This is a genomic window from Fibrobacter intestinalis (genome assembly GCF_900167415.1).
In the GTDB taxonomy this organism is placed as follows: Bacteria; Fibrobacterota; Fibrobacteria; order Fibrobacterales; family Fibrobacteraceae; genus Hallerella; species Hallerella intestinalis.
Genome location: NZ_FUWU01000106.1, coordinates 1 through 3,167 on the forward strand (window position 1 = coordinate 1; position 3,167 = coordinate 3,167).

2 protein-coding genes are annotated in these 3,167 nt (G+C 48.6%); one reads left to right on the forward strand and one right to left on the reverse strand.

Translation table 11 applies throughout. The features are described 5' to 3' along the window. Window positions 1-348: 348 nt before the first annotated feature. Window positions 349-2,184: a glycosyl hydrolase gene (locus B5D40_RS14990; protein WP_158222064.1), complete on the forward strand. Its 1,836-nt coding sequence runs from the start codon at window positions 349-351 to the stop codon at window positions 2,182-2,184. 54 nt (window positions 2,185-2,238) lie between these two features. On the opposite strand, the gene B5D40_RS14995 is transcribed toward B5D40_RS14990, so the two are convergent. Continuing rightward, on the reverse strand, window positions 2,239-2,808 hold the full coding sequence (locus B5D40_RS14995; protein ID WP_143394337.1) for a ribonuclease domain-containing protein: 570 nt from the start codon (window positions 2,806-2,808) through the stop codon (window positions 2,239-2,241). Window positions 2,809-3,167: the final 359 nt, after the last annotated feature.

The window sequence follows — 3,167 nt, forward strand, 5'->3', positions numbered from 1 at the left end:
TCCGCCAAGATGTTTTTCAAGAATATGGAATCCGAGGGAGTCAAAGTCCGCTTCGAAAAGCAACTCTCGGGCAAGAATCTCGAAGAAATCATCAGCAGTCTTTAAATTGAAACCGCCTATTGCTATCAGCAAGGATTTTTCTAAACGAGAATGGCGTTTTTCTCGGTTTTATGTCCTGCAGGCTTCGCCCGGCGCATTGAGACGAAATTCGAACCAGCAAAATCTCTTTGCAGATTGTTTAGGGCTGTTACTGGCCTAAATTTCATTCTCTTTTTCCGAGAACATTCCCAAAATTCGAATTTTTCATCGCCAATAAAATTATTTTTAATAAATCAAAGGAGTGTGAAAATGAAAGTTTCAAAACTATTGCCTGCGTTCTTCGCTTTTGCAGCGACAGCCGCACAGGCTACCATTTACGAAGCGGAAAGCCAAACATCCAGCAACACGGCAGCGGCCGTCCTTGACAGCGCGGGAGTTTCAGGCGACAAGTACGTTAATGCCAACGGTTTCACGTTCACGGTTTCCGTCGAAGAATCCGGCATTTATGATATTTCCACAAAAATCTGGGTCAAGCAATACGATTGGTTCAATACGGAAATTTCCGTCAACGGCAAAAGCGTCGGATCCTTCCTCACCAATTCCCCAAACAGCGCATTCACGACTTACATCCTCGAAACGAGTGCCAAGCTCAATGCGGGAACAAACGAAATCAAACTTTCCGGCGGTTCCACAAACATCGACTATCTTTCCGTGGAAATGCACCCGGCCATCGTATTCGACATCGACGGCACTCCCGTCACAGCGGGCGCAACCGAAAGCGCCTACAAACTCAAAGCATTCCTCTTGCAGAACTTCGGCAGCAAAACCGTTTCGGGCATGATGATTGGCGACAACGCATTCAACTACGATTACGGCAATATGAAGCTGATTGAAAAATGCGTTCCCAGCGATTCCTGCTCGTTTGAAGACGAAAAGACGACCTTCCTCGGGCAAGAGGACATTCGGCTTTTCAAGGAACGGAGCGGCTACAACCCGGCTCTCGGCGGATTTGACATGCTCTTCGCCGCCGGCGGCCATTCCGATGAAGGCTGGTTCATAGGCTATACCGAAAATAATGTGCGCATGGCCAAAGAGCTTTGGGCAAAAGGTGGCATTCCGGCATTCACCTGGCACTGGAAAGTCGGCACCGACACGGTATTCTACACCAAAAACAACGGTTTCAAAAATGCCGGATGCACGGAAGGCGTTCAAGCTTCTTCCGCAGAAAACACCTGCTTCAATTACACCAAGGCTTTCAAAGATTCCACTTGCCAAGAAATCAACCCGGCTTCCGACGAATACGCGCTCCTGATGGCCGACGTGGATAAGCTTTCCGCCCATTTTCTAGAACTTCAAGAAGCTGGCGTGGCTGCCATCTGGCGACCGCTCCACGAAGCCGCCGGAGGCTGGTTCTGGTGGGGAGTCGGCGGTGCGGAATGTTACAAAGCGCTTTACAAACTCGTCTATGACCGCATGACAAACACGAACGGCGTAAAGAACCTGATTTGGGTCTGGAACATCGAACGCGATCCCGCTATCGGCTACGACTTCGGAGCACTCAATCCGGCATGGTACCCCGGCGACGAATATGTGGATATTATCGGTGTGGATATTTACAACAATGCCAACGACAATTCCTCGAACGTTAAATACTTCAATAAAATGGTGGATGAGCTCGGCGCAAAAAAAATGCTCGCCTTAACGGAAAACGGACCGATTCCCGACGTGGACAGCATGCACACGGATGGATCCGTCTGGTCTTTCTGGATGCCGTGGTATAACACCTGGGGCTCGGGATTTTTGAACCAGACTTCCAATGATGTTTGGAAAAAGAATCTCGCCGATGACCGCATTTTAAAACTGGAAACCATGCCCGGCTGGGAAAACGTTTCCACTCAAATACCGACATCCTCCCAAGCGGGAACATTCCACATTTCCATTAGGCATAATCAACTGCACTTCACCCTGCAAGAAAGCGCGGACGTTCTCTTCTACACGCCCACGGGCAAACGCATCCAAAAAATTTCCGGCAAATTCACCGCAGGTGCGCACAGCCTCGACATTTCCAAGCTCTCCCGCGGACTCTACATTCTCCAAATCCGCGAAAAGGGCAGGACATTCTCCCACAAACTTCTACTTCGCTAAACAAAATTTCAAAAGGCCGGATTCTGAATCCGGCCTTTCTTGTGACAGCATCCCTCAAAACTCAAGCCGTTCAAACGTTTCGTAATGATCCGCGGTAAAATAAATTTCGCAGGAGTCGCCGTAAACGAGCCGCCTTGTTCCCCGATTTTCTCCGGAATAATCGACATCGCATTCCCGATAGTTTTCACCGGGGAACATTCCTTCTGCATTTTCAAAAGAATCTCCGCCCACCATCACGCCCAACTCCTGATACGGATTGAAATTCCACTTGGAAAAGCTTTTTCCCGATAATTCATAAAGCGTTTGAGCGGAATCCTTATCGACATAGATTTTCGGGAGCGCGCCGAATTTGCAAAGATAAGCGGCGACAGAATCCCTGGTCGTATAAAGCCCGGAAATTTCGACGCCTTCATAAATGGCCGAGAGCGAAGCCGAAGAGCTGCTGAGAATGAAAGCGGATGAACTGGAAAAAACAGAAGAACTGCTTGTTACAACGGCAACAGAACTCGAAGAATTTGCGGAAACAGGCGAATCTTCTTCCGGCGAAACCGTCGGCGAGCTGCAAGCGCAAAACGCCCCCAACAAAATCATTCCACAAATGACGTTTTTTATTTGTCCTTTCAAAACAAAACTCCTTTGGGCGAAAATTCTTTTGACCAAAACTAGATAAATTAGGGAATTATATAGAATATTCCTCCAAATTCTCACAAATAAAATTTTTTTTCAAAGCGTGGATTTCTTTTTCACAAGGGAAATTTCTTCTCGCAGACTGCGAGGTGCTCGCTTTCCCATGAGCCTTGGAAGCTCCGCTTCCTTTAGGCGGAATTGTCCCTTGCAGGGATACTTCAACTACGGAATCGGAGATTCCTAGTTTCAGGGATGCAGCGCCGCAGCGGGCGGAAGGGATAAGGGGGCTTCAGAGTTGACGCGTTGCGTCCGCGGCTGCGGCTCAGTAATGCCTGCAAGCAAGCTTGCGGCGCAAC